Annotated in this window: 18 protein-coding genes and 1 pseudogene; 15 read left to right on the forward strand and 4 right to left on the reverse strand. The window is 71.4% G+C overall.

The window, feature by feature from the left end; genetic code table 11:
• Positions 1–120: 120 nt before the first annotated feature.
• The 6 genes from CR470_RS11745 to CR470_RS11770 all read left to right on the forward strand — a co-directional run bounded on the left by CR470_RS11745 (position 121) and on the right by CR470_RS11770 (position 5,894).
• Positions 121–480: a hypothetical protein gene (locus CR470_RS11745; RefSeq protein WP_097867532.1), complete on the forward strand. Its 360-nt coding sequence runs from the start codon at positions 121–123 to the stop codon at positions 478–480.
• Entirely contained in the window at positions 477–1,268 is a 792-nt protein-coding gene (locus CR470_RS11750) for a hypothetical protein (RefSeq protein ID WP_179892222.1), read from the forward strand. Before CR470_RS11745 ends, CR470_RS11750 begins: the two co-directional genes overlap by 4 nt.
• Positions 1,269–1,270: 2 nt before the next feature.
• Complete coding sequence (locus CR470_RS11755) at positions 1,271–1,873, forward strand: HNH endonuclease (RefSeq protein WP_097867533.1); 603 nt, start codon at positions 1,271–1,273, stop codon at positions 1,871–1,873.
• Positions 1,870–3,534: an ATP-binding protein gene (locus tag CR470_RS11760; RefSeq protein ID WP_097867534.1), complete on the forward strand. Its 1,665-nt coding sequence runs from the start codon at positions 1,870–1,872 to the stop codon at positions 3,532–3,534. Before CR470_RS11755 ends, CR470_RS11760 begins: the two co-directional genes overlap by 4 nt.
• Before the next feature lie 251 nt (positions 3,535–3,785).
• Positions 3,786–4,007: a helix-turn-helix transcriptional regulator gene (locus CR470_RS11765; RefSeq protein ID WP_097867535.1), complete on the forward strand. Its 222-nt coding sequence runs from the start codon at positions 3,786–3,788 to the stop codon at positions 4,005–4,007.
• A gap of 651 nt (positions 4,008–4,658) precedes the next feature.
• On the forward strand, positions 4,659–5,894 hold the full coding sequence (locus tag CR470_RS11770) for a tyrosine-type recombinase/integrase (RefSeq protein WP_097867536.1): 1,236 nt from the start codon (positions 4,659–4,661) through the stop codon (positions 5,892–5,894).
• A gap of 78 nt (positions 5,895–5,972) precedes the next feature.
• On the opposite strand, the gene CR470_RS11775 is transcribed toward CR470_RS11770, so the two are convergent.
• The gene (locus CR470_RS11775) at positions 5,973–6,734 is read right to left on the reverse strand and encodes a phosphoglyceromutase (protein WP_018959814.1); all 762 of its coding nucleotides are present in this window, start codon (positions 6,732–6,734) and stop codon (positions 5,973–5,975) included.
• A 205-nt stretch (positions 6,735–6,939) separates the two neighbouring features.
• Between CR470_RS11775 and CR470_RS11780 the strand changes: the two genes are divergently transcribed.
• Positions 6,940–8,268 (forward strand): MDR family MFS transporter, encoded by a 1,329-nt coding sequence (locus CR470_RS11780; RefSeq protein ID WP_097867537.1) that lies wholly within the window; start codon positions 6,940–6,942, stop codon positions 8,266–8,268.
• 85 nt (positions 8,269–8,353) lie between these two features.
• On the opposite strand, the gene CR470_RS39500 is transcribed toward CR470_RS11780, so the two are convergent.
• Together CR470_RS39500 and phoU are read right to left on the reverse strand one after the other, a co-directional pair.
• Positions 8,354–8,503 carry a hypothetical protein gene (locus CR470_RS39500; RefSeq protein WP_179892223.1) on the reverse strand — a complete coding sequence of 50 codons (150 nt, stop codon included), beginning with the start codon at positions 8,501–8,503 and terminating at the stop codon, positions 8,354–8,356.
• A gap of 242 nt (positions 8,504–8,745) precedes the next feature.
• Positions 8,746–9,423, reverse strand: a complete 678-nt coding sequence (phoU, locus tag CR470_RS11785) for a phosphate signaling complex protein PhoU (protein WP_018959812.1) — start codon at positions 9,421–9,423, stop codon at positions 8,746–8,748.
• A gap of 199 nt (positions 9,424–9,622) precedes the next feature.
• Between phoU and CR470_RS11790 the strand changes: the two genes are divergently transcribed.
• Together CR470_RS11790 and CR470_RS11795 are read left to right on the forward strand one after the other, a co-directional pair.
• Positions 9,623–10,885: a sensor histidine kinase gene (locus tag CR470_RS11790; RefSeq protein WP_097867538.1), complete on the forward strand. Its 1,263-nt coding sequence runs from the start codon at positions 9,623–9,625 to the stop codon at positions 10,883–10,885.
• Positions 10,882–11,562 carry a response regulator transcription factor gene (locus CR470_RS11795; protein ID WP_003968183.1) on the forward strand — a complete coding sequence of 227 codons (681 nt, stop codon included), beginning with the start codon at positions 10,882–10,884 and terminating at the stop codon, positions 11,560–11,562. Before CR470_RS11790 ends, CR470_RS11795 begins: the two co-directional genes overlap by 4 nt.
• A 119-nt stretch (positions 11,563–11,681) precedes the next feature.
• Here CR470_RS11795 and CR470_RS11800 read toward each other — a convergent pair whose 3' ends face one another.
• Positions 11,682–12,407 (reverse strand): DUF461 domain-containing protein, encoded by a 726-nt coding sequence (locus CR470_RS11800; RefSeq protein WP_097867539.1) that lies wholly within the window; start codon positions 12,405–12,407, stop codon positions 11,682–11,684.
• Between the two features lie 746 nt (positions 12,408–13,153).
• Here CR470_RS11800 and CR470_RS11810 point away from each other — a divergent pair.
• The 6 genes and pseudogenes from CR470_RS11810 to CR470_RS11835 form a co-directional block, all read left to right on the forward strand.
• Complete coding sequence (locus CR470_RS11810) at positions 13,154–13,636, forward strand: CarD family transcriptional regulator (protein WP_006380568.1); 483 nt, start codon at positions 13,154–13,156, stop codon at positions 13,634–13,636.
• Between the two features lie 372 nt (positions 13,637–14,008).
• Positions 14,009–14,776, forward strand: coding sequence for a 2-C-methyl-D-erythritol 4-phosphate cytidylyltransferase (ispD, locus tag CR470_RS11815; RefSeq protein WP_097867541.1), 768 nt, complete (start codon positions 14,009–14,011; stop codon positions 14,774–14,776).
• Positions 14,766–15,275, forward strand: a complete 510-nt coding sequence (gene ispF / locus CR470_RS11820) for a 2-C-methyl-D-erythritol 2,4-cyclodiphosphate synthase (RefSeq protein WP_097867542.1) — start codon at positions 14,766–14,768, stop codon at positions 15,273–15,275. Before ispD ends, ispF begins: the two co-directional genes overlap by 11 nt.
• Before the next feature lie 206 nt (positions 15,276–15,481).
• Positions 15,482–16,045, forward strand: coding sequence for a GNAT family N-acetyltransferase (locus CR470_RS11825; protein WP_257138590.1), 564 nt, complete (start codon positions 15,482–15,484; stop codon positions 16,043–16,045).
• Between the two features lie 31 nt (positions 16,046–16,076).
• The gene (locus tag CR470_RS11830) at positions 16,077–17,609 is read left to right on the forward strand and encodes an ABC transporter substrate-binding protein (RefSeq protein ID WP_097867543.1); all 1,533 of its coding nucleotides are present in this window, start codon (positions 16,077–16,079) and stop codon (positions 17,607–17,609) included.
• Positions 17,610–17,613: 4 nt separating this feature from the next.
• Positions 17,614–18,264, forward strand: a pseudogene (locus tag CR470_RS11835) (ABC transporter permease subunit); the annotation flags it as partial.

The raw sequence follows: 18,264 nt of genomic DNA on the forward strand, positions 1-18,264 counted from the left end.
TGGCTCAAGCCAGTAAGTGGCTCAAGCCAGCAGGGAGCGGCTTCCTACCGCCAAGCAAGCAGCCGCTCCCTCAACCCATGAAGGGGTAAGTCCATGATGCCTGGAATCCTTGCGGAGCGTATGACCGCTGACCGTCTGGCGAGCAACATCGACGTGTTCGGGGGCCCGGAGCCGCAGGACCCGACGGTGCGGGTCGCGGTGCGGGTGCCGGTGCACCTGTCGTTCACGGACCTGCTGGGTCTGCTGACCTTCGAGGGTGCGCTGACCTGGGACGAACTGAACGACGAGTCGGTCATCCGGGAGGCGCTTCAGTACGCGGTGCTCCAGACGGACCTGGACACGATGGAGTCCTACGGCCGCCGGGCCCTGGCCGCCTACCGGGGCACGCCGGAGGCGGAGGACGCGGGCGACGCCAACCTGGCCTCCTTCGCCCGCAATGTCGCCATCGCGGTCACCCGCACGTTCGGGGTGTCGGCATGACGGCCACCCTGGACGCCCTGTACGCGCACGTCGCGCCCCCGGCGGGCCCGGTGTTCTGCCTGGCGGAGATGGACCGCAGGCGGGAGGGTCACGACCTCCCCACCATTCCCGTGGGCGGGATCGAGGTGGATGTGAACGAGGCGGCTGCCGCCCTGTTCGAGGTCATGGCCGACGGGTTCGCCTGCCCGGTCCCCTCGACGGACACCCTGTACGCCACCCTGCGGACCGCTGTCGCGGCGCTCGGTGCGGTCGGGATCGCGGAAGCCTCCGAGGTCTTCGCGGGTCTGCCCGAGGATGAGTTCCCCGAGGTCGCCACGTGCCGCCGCTTCGCCTACCGCCTCGCCCTGTCCTTCTGGTACGCCGGGGCCCGCTCCCGCACCATGAGCATCGGGGAAGCGGGCGTCGCCCTGTACCTGTCGTCGCTGCACCGCTACCGCCAGGCCGCGTTCCGGGAGCTCCCGCAGCGGGCCCTGTTGGTCTCCCGCTCCCTCCACGAGGGCATGACCGCCGTCCCTACCGAGACCCTGATCCGGCTCGGGGCGCTCATGTCCGCCGAGCTGGGAGGCCCGGCGGCTGACCGGCAGCGCGATGCGGAGTGGCTGTACAAGCAGGCGCTGCCGGACTACCACCGCCGCCGCTTCTGCTTCGACATCCTGCGGGCCATCGGCCCGAAATCGCAGCCCCTGCCGCTGATCGTCCGCCCCGACACCGGCGGGTACACGATCGGGCTGACCCCGCCGGCGGGCCCGGACGGGATGCGGCTGCGCTCGATGCGGGCGGAGTGGTAGACGTGGGATTCCAGCACCTCAACTCCACCCGCCGCCGCGCCCGCAAGCACCAGCTCGCCCTCCGCGACGGACAGCGCTGCGCCTACTGCGCTCTGCCGTTTGTCTCGCTGCGGGAGGCGACCCTTGATCACGTCGTGCCGGTATCGCTGTTGCGGACGTGGTCGGCCGGTGCGCTCGTGCTCGCCTGCCGCCCCTGCAACCACGCCAAGGCGGACCGGCTTCCGCTGTCGCTGGCGCTGCTGGTCGTCTGGACGTACGGCCCCGACCTGCGTGACGAGACGCGTCACACCCCCCGTCACACCGACCCGACCGGCGACACGTTCACGCCCGACCGGTCGGTGTTCACGGCCGACCGCCCGGTGTTCACCGACCCCGACGAGTCGGACCTACCGGCCCCGATCGCGCTCGGTCCGGAGGCGGTGGACTGGCTGCTGCTGGCCCGGCTCGTTCACGCCCGCACGACCGGTGAACGGTCGACCCCTGACCAGACGAAACACCGCAAAGCGGATCGTCGTGCGGTGCGGGTCGGCCGACTCGAACACGCCCGGCGGGCCGTCCGACTGAACACGTGTGAACAGCGGGCCGATCGAGAGGTGAGCGCATGAGCACCGACCTGCACCAGATGAACGGCCACCCCCGACCCGTCCCGACGATCGGCCCCGAGGCCCCGACCGGTCGACCGCCCGTGAACACCGACCGGTCGACCGCGTACGCCCGCCGATCGGGCGGGAAGTCGGGTGAGGACGGGGGCAAGAAGCCGTCGGCCGCAACCCGCCTGGTTGCCCTGGCGCGGGAGCGGTACACGTTCGTCGTGTCGACCGACGCCCGCCCCTACGCGGTCGCCATCGACGGCCCGAACCTCGCGCTCCCTCTCCGGGGCAAGACCGGGGTGCGGCAGCGTCTGGCCCGCCTGTACGCGGACACGTTCGACGGGGACGTTGCCTCGCAGTCGGCCCTTGCGGACGCCATGACGGTCTTGGAAGGGATCGCGGAGGACAACGACCCCGTACCTGTGCACCTGCGGGTCGGCTCCACCCCGGACGGGCGGATCGTGGTCGACCTCGGCACCGCCGACGGCCGCGCGGTCGTGGTGTCCCCGGGCCGCTGGGAAGTTGTGGACCGGGCCCCGGTTCTCTTCCGCCGCTCCGGAGCCATGGCGCCCATGCCCGTGCCCGTCCGCACCTCGGACGGCCTGGCCCGCTTCCACTCCATGCTGAACATGGACGAGAGCGCGTTCCGTCAGATGGCCGCGTGGATGGCGGCGGCCTGGCTGCCCGACATCCCCCACCCGATCCTGACGTGCAAGGGCGAGCAGGGCACCGGGAAGTCCATGACCGCCCAGATGGCCATCAACCTCATCGACCCGTCCCCGGCCGCCAGGCGTAGCCAGCCGCGCGACGAGAAAGCGTGGTCCCGGCAGGCGTTCACCTCGTGGGCCCTGTGCCTGGACAACATCAGCATCATCCCCCGGTGGCTGTCGGACACCCTGTGCAAGGCGGTCACCGGTGACGGGGTGGTGGACCGGGCCCTGTTCACCGATGACGACGTGGTGGTTCTCTCCTACCGCCGCGTGCTGGCTATGACGACCATCGACGCCGGAGCGTTGGCCGGAGACCTGGCCGAACGGATCCTGATGGTGGAACTCCAACTCATCGACGGAGCCCGCCGCCGCTCGGAAGAGGAATTGGACGCGGCGTTCGCGGAAGCCCGCCCCGCGGTACTCGGTGCGCTGCTGGACCTGCTGGCCGGGGTCCTGGAAGTGCTGCCCTCGGTTCGGCTGGACACGATGCCGCGCATGGCCGACTTCGCCCGCGTCCTGGCCGCTGTCGACCAGGTCACCGGCTGGCAGACCCTCCCGGACTACCTGGCCGCATCCTCGAACGTCGCCAGCGACGCGTTGGAAGGCGACCTATTCGGCACCGCTCTCGCCGCTCTGGTGACACGGGCCGGAACGTGGACGGGAACCGCCGCCCAGCTCCTCGAACAGCTCCAACCGGCTAGCGGAGTACGGCCTCCTGACTGGCCCAAGGACCCGACCCGGACCTCAGGGAGGGTCAAGCGGCTGGCCCCGCTCCTGCGCTCCATCGGGATCACCGTGGACGACACGCAGCGTAGTAAGGACCCCGACCGGCGTCGCCTGCTGATCCTCACCCGGACCGCGCCGGAGGACACGTCAGCGTCCACACCCTCCGAGCCCGACCAAGGCTCCTTCTGGCCGGAGGAACCCCCGCCGGACCCGGACGAATTCCCGCCCGACCTGCACTGACACGACCGGGACCCTTCCGGGCCGGGCCGCCGCACAGCGGCCCGGACGTGTCACCCGCTGCGGACGCTGAAGCCGTCCAGCGTCCGCAGCGTCCGCCCCAGCGTCCGCCCATCTCACCCCAACTGACCTGCACCAACCCGAGAGTGCGGACGCTGGATCGCTCTGGACGCTGGCTTACACCAACTCTCTAGGACGGCACCCCGGTACACCCTCCGCGCACCGCACCCCGGACACGAGGAGTCACCACCACGATGCCCACCGACCCCCGCGCCACCCTCCGCGCCGGACTCCCCGACCGCTACCTCACCCCCGAAGACCTGGCCGCGCTGCTGTCCGTCCCGATCGAGACCGTCTACCACTGGCGCAAGCGCCGCACCGGACCGCCCGGCTTCCGCATCGGCCGGCACATCCGCTACGACCCCGCAGCCGTCCGCGACTGGATCACCGAACAAGCCGCCCGCGACGCAGCCTGACCCGCCACCCGCACAAGGGGAGGTAGAGCCCTCCCCCTCTACCCCGGGCCCCGTGAACGCCCGTGGACCGGCCGCCGTTGGACCCCTTCTCCGGGGCCCGGCGGTAGCGGGGGCCCCTTACCCCCGTAGAGGGGCAGGTAAGGGCCTCCCACCTGCGAGGTAAGGCCGGTAAAGGGGTGCCAGTGCCCCGCCCGGAACCCCCGCCGAACAGGGGGAGGCGCACCCCCACCGGGCGGGGAGGGAGTTGGGGAGGCGGGCACATCCTGGGGAGTTCTCCCCAACCGCCTCCCCAACCCGCCCCACCCACGCTGATCAGCGACAACACCCCAGTTGGGGAGCATGGGGAGGCTGGGGAGGCACCCCCGGAACCCACCCGGAAACCGCCCTCAGCAGCCACCCCGGACCCCCTGTCCCTGCCTCCCCACCGCACCGCACAGGCCAGGGAGGCACACCCCTCCGGGTCAGGGAGGCAGGGAGAACTCCCTACCCGCCTCCCTGACCCAACCTCCCCAACCTGACCTGCAACAACACCCAATCAGGGAGGCAGGGAGGCACCCCCGGAACACCCCTCGAACCCCCGGAAACCACGGCTCCCGACACCCCCTGTCTCTCCCTCCCTGACTGCCACCACACCGAGAGGAGTCAGCCCCCATGGCTGGCCACATCCAAGACCGCTGGTACAAGACCGAACCCGGCCCCACCGGCAAGCCCGTCAGGGTCAAGACCGACCGCCACGGCACCGGCATGCGCTACCGCGCCCGCTACATCAGCCCCGACGGAACGGAGAAGTCGAAGTCCTTCCCTGACGGACAGAAGCGCAAGGCCGAGCACTGGCTGACCGGCATCGAAGCCGACATGTCGCGCGGCCAGTACATCGATCCGCGCGCGGCCCGTATGACGTTCCAGGAGTTCGGGGAGAAGTGGTTGGCCAGCCAGAGCGGGGATCCGAACACGCGGGCCTCCATCGGCTCTCAGCTCAAGCTGCACGCCTTCCCGCGCATCGGGTCGCGGCCCCTGGGAGCGTTCCAGCCGAGCCATATCCGGGAGTTCGTCACCCAGCTCGAAGCGTCGAGCATGTCCGGCTCGTACGCCCGCGTCATCTTCTCCAACGTGCGGGCGATCCTGAGCGCGGCTGTCGAGGACGGGTACCTCTCGCGGAACCCCTGCCACTCGCGCACGGTGTCGCTTCCGGAGATGGGGGCCCGACGGGTCGTGCCCTGGCTGCCCGAGCGGGTTTTCGCCGTACGGGAGGCCCTGAACGAGCGCTTCCGTCCCATGGTCGACGCAGGGGCCGGGTGCGGACTGAGGCAGGGCGAGATTCTCGGCCTCTCCGTGGAGGGGCTGGACTTCGACAACGAGACGCTTCACGTTGTCCAGCAGCTCAAGCTGAGCTTGAGTCAGCCCGTCTTCGCACCGCCCAAGGGGGGCAAGCTGCGGGACGTGCCCCTGCCTGCCCCCGTGGCCGACGCGCTCAAGCGGCACATGAAGCACTTCCCGCCGGTTGAGATCACGCTGCCGTGGATGCGCGCCGGCGGACCGCCCGTGACGAAACGGCTGATCTTCACCGGCCCTCTTGGCGGGCATGTCTGGCGCACGTCGCTGAATGAGGATCACTGGAAGCCCGCTCTTGCGGCAGTCGGCGTCATCCCCATGGCGAAGAGCCGGGAGCACGCCGCCGCCCGTGAGCACGGAATGCACGCCCTACGGCACTTCTACGCGTCGGTGCTGCTGGACGCGGGGGAGAGCATCAAGGCCGTCAGCGAGTACCTGGGGCACTCCGATCCGGGCCTCACGCTGAAGGTGTACGCCCATCTGATGCCGAGTAGCCGAGACCGAGCACGGAAGGCGATCAGCGCGGCGTTCCAGCCGCCAGAGCCCCCGTGCTGACGGCCCACGGACGGCCCCAGAAATGAAGCGGCCCCCCACCTGCCCGAAAGACGCAGGTGGGGGGCATGATCACTTTCCCTACTTCTTCTTGCCCTGGTTCTTCACGGCCTCGATGGCGGCCTTCGCCGCGTCCGGGTCCAGGTACGTGCCGCCCGGCTTCAGCGGCTTGAAGTCGGCGTCGAGCTCGTAGGAGAGCGGGATGCCCGTCGGGATGTTGAGGCCCGAGATCTCCTCGTCCGAGATGCCGTCCAGGTGCTTCACCAGACCGCGCAGGCTGTTGCCGTGGGCGGCGACCAGGACCGTGCGGCCGGTGAGGAGGTCCGGGACGATGCTGTCGAACCAGTACGGGAGCATGCGGACGACGACGTCCTTCAGGCACTCCGTGTCCGGGCGCAGCTCCGGGGGGAGCGTCGCGTAGCGCGGGTCGTCGAACTGGCTGTACTCGGCGTCGCGGTCCAGCGGCGGCGGCGGGGTGTCGTACGAGCGGCGCCACAGCATGAACTGCTCCTCGCCGAACTCGGCGAGCGTCTGCGCCTTGTCCTTGCCCTGGAGCGCGCCGTAGTGGCGCTCGTTGAGGCGCCAGGAGCGGCGGACCGGGATCCAGAGGCGGTCGGCGGACTCCAGGGCCAGCTGGGCGGTCCGGATCGCGCGGCGCTGGAGGGAGGTGTGCAGGACGTCGGGGAGCAGACCGGCGTCCTTGAGCAGCTCACCGCCGCGGACTGCTTCCTTCTCGCCCTTTTCGGTGAGGTTGACGTCCACCCAACCGGTGAACAGGTTCTTCGCGTTCCATTCGCTCTCGCCGTGGCGGAGGAGGATCAGCTTGTACGGTGCGTCGGCCATGAGTCCGAGCGTAATCGAACCCTTGCGGGCTCCGCGCGCCCGCCCGCAACGCGGACAGGGCCCGGGCCGGAGTGCCCGGCGGCCCGACGATTGACGGGGGACGTCAATCCAGTGGCGGGCGGGGAGTCGGGCTTCGTAATGTCTCGGACGTTGTCGGGGGTGTTACCCGAGGCCTCGTTCCGTACGTCCCGTGGGGGGAATCCTTATGTCCGTCGCCGGTCTGCGCACAGCCGCCCGCGAGACCGTCTCCGGGATGCCCCGCGAGTTCTGGTGGCTGTGGACCAGCACCCTCGTCAACCGCCTCGGCGCGTTCGTCGCGACCTTCATGGCCCTGTATCTGACCCTGGACCGGGGCTACTCCGCGTCGTACGCCGGTCTCGTCGCCGCCCTCCACGGGCTCGGCGGGGTCATCTCCTCGCTCGGCGCGGGCGTGATGACCGACCGGCTCGGGCGGCGGCCCACCATGCTGATCGCGCAGCTCTCCACCGCGGCGTCGGTGGCGGTACTCGGGTTCATGGTGCATCCCTTCGCCATCGGCGCCGTGGCGTTCTTCGTCGGCATGGCGAGCAACGCCTCCCGCCCCGCCGTCCAGGCGATGATGGCGGACATCGTGCCCCCGAAGGACCGGGTCCGGGCCTTCTCGCTCAACTACTGGGCCATCAACCTCGGCTTCGCGATCTCCTCCGCCGGGGCCGGGTTCGTCGCCGAGTACAGCTACCTCGCCGGCTTCATCGGCGAAGCCCTGATGACGCTCGTGTGCGCCGTGCTCGTCTTCCTGAAGGTGCCGGAGTCACGGCCCGAGGAAGCGGCCGTGAAGACCGTCGGCGGCAAGCGGCCCAAGGACGAGGTGCGGCTGACCACCGTCCTGCGCGACGGGCGCTTCATGGGTGTCGTGGGGCTGTCGTTCCTGGTGGCGCTCGTCTTCCAGCAGGGGTACGTGGGGCTGCCGGTGGCGATGGGTACGGACGGGCTCTCCAGCTCCGACTTCGGTACCGCCATCGCCGTCAACGGCGTGCTGATCGTGGTCCTCCAGATCCCCGTCACCCGCTACATCCAGCACCGAGACCCGCGCCGGCTGCTGATCATCTCCTCGCTGCTCGCCGGGTACGGCTTCGGGCTGACGGCCTTCGCCGGGTCCGTCGCGGCGTACGCCCTGACGGTGTGCGTGTGGACGCTGGCCGAGATCGTGAACGCGCCCACGCAGACGGGCCTGGTCGTGCAGTTGTCGCCCGCCAAGGGCCGGGGCCGCTACCAGGGCATGTACACGATGTCCTGGTCGGTGGCCGCGCTCGTCGCACCGCTGATGTCCGGCTTCGTGATCGACAACTACGGCGCCGCCTGGCTCTGGGCCGCCTGCGCCGTGATCGGCACGGTCGCCGGACTCGGCTACTGGCTGCTGATGCGCAACCTGCCGCGCGAGGAGCACGCGGTGGCGGACATCCTGCCCGAGCCCGCGCCCGTACCGGCCGAGGCCCGGCCGGACCAGGCCGAGCCGGAGGCCGTACCCGCCGCGGCGGTGGAGCGGGCGGGCTGATCCGGGCGAGCGGGGTCGCGCGTACGGTGCCCGCCCGGAGGAGAAGCCGGGCGGGCACCGTATGTACGTAGGTACGCGGCGCGGGTCAGCCGGAGCAGCCGCCGCACTGGCACGGGGCACCGGACTGGCAGCCGCACCCGCAGCCCGGCCCGCAGCCGCAGGCGCCGAGCACGGCTCGGCGCACCACTTCGGTCGGGGTCTCCTGCTGGGGTTCGGTCGTGGGGGAATCGGCCATGGTTCCTCCTCAGGGCATACGGCTGGGCGGCGGACGCCGGCGCGCCGCCGCCGGGGACGCACGGCATGACCCACCGCTCACGGCCATGACACCGCCCCCGCCCCATTGCATGCCCATCCCGGTGGGCGCATCAACAGCGCACGCGTGCGGGAACATGAGTGCGACCCGCGTGCGCCGTTGATACTCCGGTACGTCAGTGGCTGCCGGGGTGGCAGGAACCGCCGGGACTGCCGGAGCGGCCGTTACGCGCCCTCGACCGGGGCCGCCGCCTGGATCTCGTCCGCGTGCTCGCCCGTCACCAGGTAGACCACACGCTTGGCGACCGACACCGCGTGGTCGGCGAAGCGCTCGTAGTAGCGGCCCAGCAGGGTCACGTCGACGGCGGTCTCGATGCCGTGCTTCCAGCGGTCGTCCATCAGGTGCTGGAACAGCGTGCGGTGCAGCAGGTCCATCTCGTCGTCGTCCTGCTCCAGCTGGAGTGCCAGATCGACGTCCTTGGTGATGATGACCTCGGCCGCCTTGGCCATCAGGCGCTGGGCGAGCTGGCCCATCTCCAGAATGGTGGCGTGCAGGTCGTTCGGGACCGCTGCCTGCGGAAAACGCAGCCGGGCCAGCTTCGCCACGTGCTGGGCGAGGTCGCCCGAGCGCTCCAGGTCGGCGCTCATCCGCAGCGAGGTCACCACGATGCGCAGGTCGGTCGCCACCGGCTGCTGGCGGGCGAGGAGCGCGATGGCGCGGGCCTCCAGGTCGTGCTGGAGGTCGTCGACCTTCTGGTCGCCGGCGATCACGGTCTCCGCCAGCGCCAGGTCGGCGTCGAGCATGGACGTGGTCGCCCGCCCGATCGCCGAGCCGACCAGCCGGGCCATCTCGACCAGGCCTTCTCCGATCGAATCGAGTTCCTCGTGGTAAGCGTCGCGCATGGGAAGTCCCTCTCCAGTTCCAAACTGAGGCCGGGGTCTCGGACCGACCCCCACGGTTACACGGTGGGGCCGGAACGCGTCCGGATCCAACCCCCTAAGTGAACCGGCTCCTACCCCTCGATGAACTCTGGGCGACGAGTGTTCGAGATGGCACTCGGACGGCTGGGAGGGAGTCGTCGCACCCGCATAACCTTGAAGCATGGACGTGAACGCGGCGGTCGCCGCAGCTGCAGCGATCGCCGGGCTGTTGACCGGTGTGATCGCCATGCTGGCGTTCCGCTGGAGCGAGCGCGACCTGAAACGGCCCACGCGTACGTCGCTGCGGCCGGACGGCAACGCGGCCCTGCCCCCCGGAGTGGACACCGTCCTCTCCGTGCTCAGCTCCTCCGCCGTCGTCCTCGACGAGAGCGACGGCGTGGTGAAGGCCAGCTCGGCGGCGTACGCCCTGGGCCTGGTCCGCGGCGGCCGGCTGGCCGTCGAGCCGATGCTCAACATGGCCAGGGACACCCGGCGGGACGGAGAGATACGACAGGGCGAGCTGGATCTGCCCCGGCGCGGCACGGGCCGGGGGGACACCCTCGCGGTCTCCGCCCGGGTCGCCCCGCTGGGCTCGCGGCTGGTGCTGCTGCTGGTCGAGGACCTCACCGAGGCCCGCCGGATAGAAGCGGTACGACGCGATTTCGTCGCCAACGTCAGCCACGAGCTGAAGACGCCGACCGGAGCGCTCTCCCTGCTCTCCGAAGCGGTCATGGACGCCTCCGACGACCCGGAGGCGGTGGAGCGGTTCGCCGGGCGGATGCAGATCGAGGCGACCCGGCTGACCAACCTCGTCCAGGAGCTCATCGACCTCTCCCGGGTGCAGAACGACGACCCGCTGGAGGACGCCGAGCCGGTCAAGGTGGAGACGCTGGTCGCCGAGGCGATCGACCGCTGCCGCCAGCAGGCCGGCTCGAAGCAGATCACCATGGCCTCCGCGGGAGCCGAGGGCCTCACCGTCTGGGGCAACCGCGGCCAGCTCGTCGGCGCGCTCGGCAACCTCGTCGAGAACGCCGTCAACTACAGCCCCGCCCACACCCGCGTCGGCATCGCCGCACGCCGCATGACCTCCCCGGGCGGGGACCTCATCGAGATAGCCGTCACCGACCAGGGGATCGGCATCTCCGAGAAGGACCGCGAACGGGTCTTCGAGCGGTTCTACCGCGTCGACCCGGCCCGCTCACGGGCCACCGGTGGCACCGGTCTCGGCCTCGCCATCGTCAAACACGTGGCCGCCTCGCACGGCGGGGAGGTCACCGTCTGGAGCTCCGAGGGCCAGGGCTCCACCTTCACCCTCCGGCTGCCCGAATCAGGCGCCGCGAGGGAGCGCACCACCGGCGGACCGCTTATCGTCAACGGCGACGACGAGGGGCCGTACGAGACCGACACCTTTGACCCCTTCCCTGCCCCGGAGGCTCTTCCGTGACCCGAGTGCTTGTCGTCGAGGATGAGGAATCCTTCAGCGACGCCCTGTCCTACATGCTGCGCAAGGAAGGTTTCGAGGTCGCCATCGCGGCGACCGGCCCCGACGGGCTGGACGAGTTCGAGCGCAACGGCGCCGACCTGGTCCTGCTCGACCTGATGCTGCCCGGCCTGCCCGGCACCGAGGTGTGCCGCCAGCTCCGCAGCCGCTCCAACGTTCCGGTGATCATGGTCACCGCCAAGGACAGCGAGATCGACAAGGTCGTCGGGCTGGAAATAGGAGCCGACGACTACGTCACCAAGCCGTTCTCCTCCCGGGAGCTCGTCGCCCGCATCCGGGCCGTCCTGCGCCGCCGCGGGGAGCCGGAGGAGGTCACCCCGGCCGCCCTGGAGGCGGGTCCGGTCCGGATGGACGTGGACCGGCACGTGGTCACGGTCTCCGGCGGCAAGGTCGACCTCCCGCTCAAGGAGTTCGACCTGCTGGAGATGCTCCTGCGCAACGCGGGCCGCGTGCTGACCCGGATGCAGCTCATCGACCGGGTCTGGGGCGCGGACTACGTCGGCGACACCAAGACCCTCGACGTCCACGTGAAGCGCCTGCGCGCCAAGATCGAGCCCGACCCGGGCGCCCCGCGCTACCTCGTCACCGTGCGGGGCCTGGGGTACAAGTTCGAGCCGTAAACCGAAGGACGCCGAGGGTCGACGACACCCGCGGCATGCCGAATGGGCGCTTCCCGGCCGGGAAGCGCCCATTCGGCTGGCTGTACGCCCGCGTCTGCGTTACGGGGCGGAGCCCCGCGTCAGTCGGCCGCGGGCACCGAGGCGGCGTCGCCCGTGCCCGTCTCGCCCTGCGTGCCGGTCTCGCCCTGCGTGCCCTCGGAGCTCGCGCCGTTCGCCGGCGTGCCGGAGGTCTCACCCTCGGACGCGCCGGGGGTCTCCGCGTCGCCGGACGTGTCGCCGGACGCCTCGCCCGACAGCGTCGGGCTCGGCTTCTGCGCGGGCGCCTCCGCCTTCGGGCTGGGGCCGAAGTCCTTGAAGAAGCCCTCGGCCGGGAAGACGCTGGCACCGAGGCCGACATCGCCGGTCCGGCTGAGCTTGAAGACGACCTGCTGGACGTCGCCGTTGCGCGCCGCCTCGCCGCTGTTCTCGATCGTGGCGGCGGCGTTGCCCTTGCCACCGATGGTGACCTGGCCGCCGGCCGGGACCACGACGGGACCGTTGCCCTTGGCGGCCCGGAGCTTCACCTCGACGTCGGTGCCGGGCAGCGTGACCGCCTCCAGCACCTCGCGCTCGGTGCCGTCGTTGAACAGCGTCGCGGCGACGACGGCGGGGCCGTCCGCGCCGCCCTCGGGCTGGGTGAGCACGTTCACGTTCTGGATCTTGATGTCGCCCACCGTGGTGGCCGGGTTGTCCGGCCTGACCTTGAGCGTCTCGGCGCTGTTGCCCGCTGCGCAGGCGGACAGGGAGACGATCGAGAACACGGTGGCGGTGGCGGCGAGGGCGCCGTGTCGAAGGCTGCGGCTCACGGCGGCGGCAACTCCTTGAACGAGTCGGACTGCGGACTTCGGACGGTCAGTCGTCGAGCGGTGGTGTAAAGCCGCCCTAAGGGTGTGTCAGCGGCCTTAGGCTACCGAGCCGCCGTGCCCGCCCTGCACCCGACCCGCCTCTACGCGCTCGGCCTCTTCGTCGAGGGTGGTGAGGGGCCTTCCTCGGAGTGCGGCGAGGGACGTCCTCGGGCGCGGCGAGGGACGTTCCACGGGGTGGCCGTGGGCGGGCCGGGCGGCTCGGCGGCAGGCCCGGTGGAGGCGCCTCGGGGCGTTCTACCGACGGGTAAGCCATGTGCCGTTCACATAATCCGTGTGATCAATTCTTCTGCCCGCGTCGCGGCTTCGTCGTGAGCTTCTTCGCCATTCCTGGCTTCGCGGCGGAAAGGCACCGGGCGCCATGTGGCTTGATCAATTTCATTGCGGTCGGACAGATACGCCCGTACGGGTGAGCGACCATCGAACGGAGTACGGAATGACGGCCATGCCGAAACCGACAAAACGGGACTTTCGTCCTCTTCTGTAGGGCTTCCGGGCCATGTGGCGTGGATGTTTCACTCCCGGTGCACAGTGGCTCCGACCTGCGAATACCGTCTTCCGGAAGCCTTCCGCAGCACGTTCGTGTCGCTGTTGTCAAGCCCCGAGATATGCCCTGACCTGCGAAAACGCCATTCAGGAGATGCGGTTCTCGTGTTACTCTGGATAGCCACGGAAGGGGTACCTGTCACATGACGTTCAAGGTTGGCGACACCGTGGTCTATCCCCATCACGGGGCCGCGCTGATCGAGGCTATCGAAACTCGCCAGATCAAAGGCGTGGACAAGACCTACTTGGTGCTCAAGGTCGCCCAGGGCGACTTGACGGTTCGTGTGCCGGCGGACAATGCGGAGTTCGTGGGCGTGCGCGACGTGGTCGGGCAGGAGGGGCTGGACCGGGTCTTCGAGGTGCTGCGCGCACCGTATGCAGAAGAGCCGACGAACTGGTCCCGGCGCTACAAGGCAAATCTCGAAAAGCTCGCCTCCGGCGATGTCATCAAGGTCGCGGAAGTAGTGCGTGACCTGTGGCGTCGGGAGCGTGAGCGCGGTCTCTCCGCCGGAGAGAAGCGCATGCTCGCCAAGGCCCGCCAGATCCTGGTGAGCGAGCTCGCTCTCGCGGAGAACACGAACGAGGACAAGGCCGAGGCTCTGCTCGACGAGGTCCTCGCCTCCTGAGAACCGGATGATCCGGCTCGTCATGCCGGATCGCACCGGTCGTATGAATGTGCCGCGGTGCCCGCTGACCAGTTGCTTTCGCGCTGCGTCGTCGGGCGCTGCGGCATGTTCGGACCCCGACCGCATCCGGTGCCCGACTGCCGGTAGGCCCCGTGCCCGCGGTGTGATCCGCGTATGCGGCGGCCGCCGGTGAAGGGCGGCCCCCGTGTTGCGTGAGCGCCCGATGCGACCTGTGCTCGACCGGGTGTCACGGAAGGGGCCCGGTGCGAGCCCAGGGCGTCACGCCCGGCTCGGTGGGGCCCCTACCCATGTCGGTCGTGGAAACAAACCTGCCGAACCTTCGGACCTTCTCGGACCTTCGGAGTGCACCCGATGTCATCGACACCACCCCCGACCGACCGGCCGCGCCCTCCCCGTACCGCCGCGGTGATCCCCGCGGCCGGACGGGGCGTGCGGCTCGGGCCGGGCGCGCCCAAGGCCCTTCGGGTGCTCGGCGGGACGCCCATGCTGATCCACGCCGTTCGCGCCATGGCCGCGTCCCGGGCCGTCTCCCTCGTCGTGGTCGTCGCCCCGCCGGACGGCGGGCCCGAGGTGAAACACCTCCTCGACGAGCACGCGCTGCCCGAGCACACCGACTATCTGGTGGTGCCGGGCGGTGAGACCCGCCAGGAGTCCGTGCGCCTGGGCCTCGACGCGCTCCCCGACGACGTCGCCGTCGTCCTGGTCCACGACGCCGCCCGCCCCCTGGTGCCGGTCGACACGGTCGACGCGGTCGCCTCGGCCGTACGGGACGGAGCGCCCGCCGTCGTTCCCGCGCTGCCCCTCGCGGACACCGTCAAGGAGGTCGAGCCCGCCAAGACGCCCGGGGAGCCGGAGCCGGTGCTCGCCACCCCCGTACGGGCCAGGCTGCGCGCGGTGCAGACACCGCAGGGCTTCGACCGGGACACGCTGGTGCGGGCGCACGCCGAGGTCGCGGTCGACGGCGAGGGCGCCACGGACGACGCGGGCATGGTGGAACGGCTCGGCGCGCCGGTGGTCGTCGTCCCCGGCCACGAGGAGGCGTTCAAGGTGACCCGGCCGCTCGACCTGGTGCTGGCCGAGGCGGTACTCGCCCGCAGGAGGGCCAACGATGGCTTCTGAGAACCCCGGGGCGAAAGCCCCCGTCATCCCGCTCGTCGGCATCGGCACCGACATCCACGCCTTCGAGGAGGGCCGTGAGCTGTGGTGCGCGGGCCTGAAGTGGGAGGGCGAGGGTCCCGGTCTGGCCGGCCACTCGGACGCCGACGTCGTCGCGCACGCCGCCTGCAACGCGCTCTTCTCCGCCGCCGGCCTCGGCGACCTCGGGCAGCACTTCGGCACCGGCCGTCCCGAGTGGTCCGGGGCCGCGGGCATCACGCTGCTCACCGAAGCCGCCCGGATCGTCCGCGCCGGGGGCTTCGAGATCGGGAACGTCGCCGTCCAGGTCGTCGGCCTCCGCCCGAAGATCGGCAAGCGGCGCGAGGAGGCACAGAAGGTGCTGTCCGCCGCCGTGGGCGCCCCGGTCTCGCTCTCCGCCGCCACCTCCGACGGGCTCGGCTTCACCGGCCGGGGCGAGGGCATCGCCGGCATCGCGACCGCCCTGGTCTACCGGACCGCCTGACGCCCGGTCGGCGCCGGGCCCCGCGCCTGCTGCACATCGCTTGCACGTACGCTGAAGGTGCAAGCGATGTGAGGCAGGAGGCGGGAGTGGCACCGGTGACCAGCGCGACCACGGTGACGGCGGTCGACCGGCCCGACGACCGGACCGCCCACGATGACCACGGGGACCACGCAGGCCGCAAAGGCCACAGGGACGCCGGATACGTCCTGCGCACCGCCACCGCCGACGACCTCGGCGGAGCGCGGGCCGTGATGCTCGACACCGTCTACCGCGACCTGAAGTCCGGCTACGTACCCCGCTGGCACGCCGACATCATCGACCCCGGGACCGCCTATCTGCGCCCGGAGCGCTGCACGCTGCTCGTCGTCGAGCACCGCGGCGAGATCGTCGCCACCGGGGCCGTACGCGACCGGGGGCCGCAGGCGCCGCCCAACCCCCCGTGGGTCGCCGAGCGCTTCCCCTCCGGGACCACCGCCCAGCTCTGCCGGATCTATGTGCGCCCCGAGCACCGCAGGCACGGACTGGCCCGGCGGCTGGTGCGCGAGCTGGGGGAGTTCGCCGCCAGGGCCGGGGGCTACGAGACGCTGTACCTGCACACCGACCCGGCCGTGCCGGGCGCCGAGCCCTTCTGGCGTTCGCTGGCGCGCGAGGTGTGCGACGAGCGGACGCTGCCCGGGGGCGGGCAGGGGATCGTCCACTTCGAGCTGCCGATGCCCGGAGTCGTCCCGGCTCCCGTCGGCGGTTTCACCCGGACCACCCCCGCCAGTTAGACGACAATCATTTTCATATAAGGTCGTTGCGATGCCCACCCCCCGTCCCCGCCCTCACCGCCGCCGCGTAGCGCTGCCCCTGGCCGCCGCCGCGCTCCTCGTGCCCGTCGCCACCGCCTGCACCTCCTCAACGGATTCCGGCGGCTCCGGCGGGGACCAGCGGCTGAAGGTGGCGATGGCCTTCCCGCCCGCCCAGGCCATGTCCCCGTACGGCGACGACGCCGTCACCCTGAGCCGGCTCGCCGTCGTCGAGGGACTCACCCGGCTCGACCGGAACGGGGAGGCCGAGCCGGCTCTCGCCGCCTCCTGGAAGCGCGACGGCGACCGCGCCTGGGAGTTCACGGTCCGCGAGGACGCCGTCTTCCAGGACGGGACGAAACTCGACGCCGCCGCCGTGGTCCGCTCGCTGACCGCCGCGCAGAAGGCGTCCCCCAAGCCCCGGGTGCTGTCCGACACCACGCTCACCGCCACGGCCGAGGACGCCGGGACCGTACGGATCACCACGAAGGACGCCGACCCGCTGCTGCCCCAGCGGCTCGCCAACCCCTCCCTGAGCATCCTGTCCGCCGCCGCGTACAAGGACGGCTCCAAGGTGAACCCCGCCGGGCACGCCACCGGGCCCTTCACCCTCGCCGAGGTCAACGGCGCGGTCAGCGCCACCCTGGAGCGCAACGACACCTACTGGGGCGGCAGGGCCAAGGCTCCCGGCGCCGACGTGAAGTTCGTCGCCGACGGCACCGCCCGCGCCAACGCGCTGCGGACGAAGGACGTCGACGTCGCCGAGTACGTACCGATCTCCCAGGCCTCGCTGCTCGGCGACGGCCTGGTCCACGAGTTCCCCTCCGCCCGCACCAACGGCCTCTCCCTCAACACCGGACGCGGCGTCTTCGCCGACCCGGCGATGCGCGCCGCCGCCCGCGAGGCCATCGACCCCCAGGCCCTCGTCGACGGCGTCTACGAGGGCCGCGCCGACACCGCCCAGGGGCTGCTGGGCCCCGGCGTCCCGTGGGCCGCCGGCCTGCGCACCGCCCCCACCGGCCGCACGAAGGCCGCCGCCCCCGCCGAGGTCGCGGGGACGCGGCAGATCGTGCTCGCCACCTACACCAACCGGCCCGAGCTGCCCGAGGTCGCCACCGTCGTCCAGCAGCAGCTGGAGAAGCGCGGCTTCACCGTCGAGCAGGTCGTCCGCGACTACGCGCAGCTGGAGGCCGACGCGCTCGCCGGGAAGTACGACGCGTTCATCCAGGCCCGCAACACCCTCCTGGACACCGCCGACCCGGTCTCCTACCTGGCCTCCGACTTCACCTGCGACGGCAGCTTCAACATCACCCAGCTCTGCGCGAAGCCCGTCGACGCCGCCGTCGGCCGAGCCGCCGCCCTCGCCGACACCGACGCCCGCCACCGGGCCGGGATGACCGCCGAGGCCGCGATCCTCGGCTCCGACGCCCTCGTCCCGCTCGTCCACGAGCGCTTCGTGCAGGGGTACGACGACACCCGCGTCCAGGGCGTCGCCCTCGACCCGATGGAGCGCACCCTCATCACCGCCGACACCCGCATCGGGTGACCGCGTGAAGTACCTCGCGGGACGGCTCGCGACGCTGCTCGCCGTCGTCGCGGTGATCGGGCTGCTGCCCTGGCTGACCCGGACCGACCCGGCCCGCACGATCCTGCACGCCCGGTACGCCGACCGGCCCCCCACGCCCGAGACCCTCACCGCGATCCGCGCCGGGACCGGGCTCGACGGCGGGCCGTGGCACGTCCTGGCCGGCTGGCTCGGCGGGCTGTTCCGGGGCGACCCGGGGGAGTCCTGGGTCTCCGGGCAGCCCGTCGGGCCGGACGTCGCCGCCGCTCTCGGCAACTCCCTCACCCTGATGGGCGCCTCGCTCGCCGTCGCCGTGCTCCTCGCCCTCGCGCTGAGCGCCGCCACCCTCCGGCGCGGGGCCGCGCGCCGGATCGTCCGGGTGCGCGCCGGAGCGGGGGCGGCGGTGCTCGCCGCGCTGCCGGAGTTCCTGCTCGCCGCCGTGCTGGCCACGGTCCTCGCCGTGCACCTCGGGTGGTTCCCGGCGCTCGGCTGGGGCGCCCCCGACCAGCTCGTGCTGCCCGCGCTCGCCATGGGCGTCCCGGCCGGGGCGCTGCTCGGCCGGCTGCTGGACGACGCCCTGCCCGGCGCGTTCGCCGAACCCTGGGCCCGGGCCGCCGCCGCGAACGGCCTGCCCGGC

This window comes from Streptomyces sp. rh34 (assembly GCF_002551245.1).
Lineage (GTDB): Bacteria > Actinomycetota > Actinomycetes > Streptomycetales > Streptomycetaceae > Streptomyces.

Excerpts from the sequence above, each read along its gene's own strand:
- CR470_RS11745 (WP_097867532.1), top strand. The coding sequence starts at position 121 with ATGACCGCTGACCGTCTGGCGAGCAACATCGACGTGTTCGGGGGCCCG.
- CR470_RS11750 (WP_179892222.1), top strand. The coding sequence starts at position 477 with ATGACGGCCACCCTGGACGCCCTGTACGCGCACGTCGCGCCCCCGGCG.
- CR470_RS11760 (WP_097867534.1), top strand. The coding sequence starts at position 1,870 with ATGAGCACCGACCTGCACCAGATGAACGGCCACCCCCGACCCGTCCCG.
- CR470_RS11765 (WP_097867535.1), top strand. The coding sequence starts at position 3,786 with ATGCCCACCGACCCCCGCGCCACCCTCCGCGCCGGACTCCCCGACCGC.
- CR470_RS11770 (WP_097867536.1), top strand. The coding sequence starts at position 4,659 with ATGGCTGGCCACATCCAAGACCGCTGGTACAAGACCGAACCCGGCCCC.
- CR470_RS11775 (WP_018959814.1), bottom strand. The coding sequence starts at position 6,734 with ATGGCCGACGCACCGTACAAGCTGATCCTCCTCCGCCACGGCGAGAGC.
- CR470_RS11780 (WP_097867537.1), top strand. The coding sequence starts at position 6,940 with ATGTCCGTCGCCGGTCTGCGCACAGCCGCCCGCGAGACCGTCTCCGGG.
- CR470_RS39500 (WP_179892223.1), bottom strand. The coding sequence starts at position 8,503 with ATGGCCGATTCCCCCACGACCGAACCCCAGCAGGAGACCCCGACCGAA.
- phoU (WP_018959812.1), bottom strand. The coding sequence starts at position 9,423 with ATGCGCGACGCTTACCACGAGGAACTCGATTCGATCGGAGAAGGCCTG.
- CR470_RS11790 (WP_097867538.1), top strand. The coding sequence starts at position 9,623 with ATGGACGTGAACGCGGCGGTCGCCGCAGCTGCAGCGATCGCCGGGCTG.
- CR470_RS11810 (WP_006380568.1), top strand. The coding sequence starts at position 13,154 with ATGACGTTCAAGGTTGGCGACACCGTGGTCTATCCCCATCACGGGGCC.
- ispD (WP_097867541.1), top strand. The coding sequence starts at position 14,009 with ATGTCATCGACACCACCCCCGACCGACCGGCCGCGCCCTCCCCGTACC.
- ispF (WP_097867542.1), top strand. The coding sequence starts at position 14,766 with ATGGCTTCTGAGAACCCCGGGGCGAAAGCCCCCGTCATCCCGCTCGTC.
- CR470_RS11830 (WP_097867543.1), top strand. The coding sequence starts at position 16,077 with ATGCCCACCCCCCGTCCCCGCCCTCACCGCCGCCGCGTAGCGCTGCCC.